The 275-nt window shown below is 42.5% G+C and carries 1 protein-coding gene and 1 pseudogene; both read left to right on the forward strand.

The window, feature by feature from the left end; all coding sequences use genetic code 11:
* Positions 1 to 90 (forward strand): annotated as a pseudogene (locus ACFINO_RS11120) (crossover junction endodeoxyribonuclease RuvC); the annotation flags it as partial.
* Positions 87 to 275, forward strand: a 189-nt coding sequence (locus ACFINO_RS11125) for an OB-fold domain-containing protein (protein WP_375655908.1), incomplete at its 3' end; no start/stop codon positions are given. The pseudogene ACFINO_RS11120 and the gene ACFINO_RS11125, both read left to right, overlap by 4 nt.

Here is a 275-nt window from a genome sequence, read left to right on the forward strand (position 1 = left end):
AGCAGTGATGCCGCTGATGCACTTGCACTTGCTCTTTGCCACAGTACTCACCGTATCGGCGCTTCTTATCATGCAAGGATTATGGCATGATTGGCAAATTAAAAGGTATCCTTGAACACATCTTTGATGATCATATCATTGTGAATGTTCAGGGTGTGGGCTATGTAGTTTTTATTTCAAATCGCCTGCGTCCTTCTTTACCAGCTTTGGGGGAGAGTTTAAGTTTGTTTATTGAAACGCATGTTCGTGAAGAAGCCATCCGCCTTTTTGGTTTT

This window comes from Bartonella sp. AA83SXKL, from assembly GCF_042196965.1.
Classification (GTDB): domain Bacteria; phylum Pseudomonadota; class Alphaproteobacteria; order Rhizobiales; family Rhizobiaceae; genus Bartonella.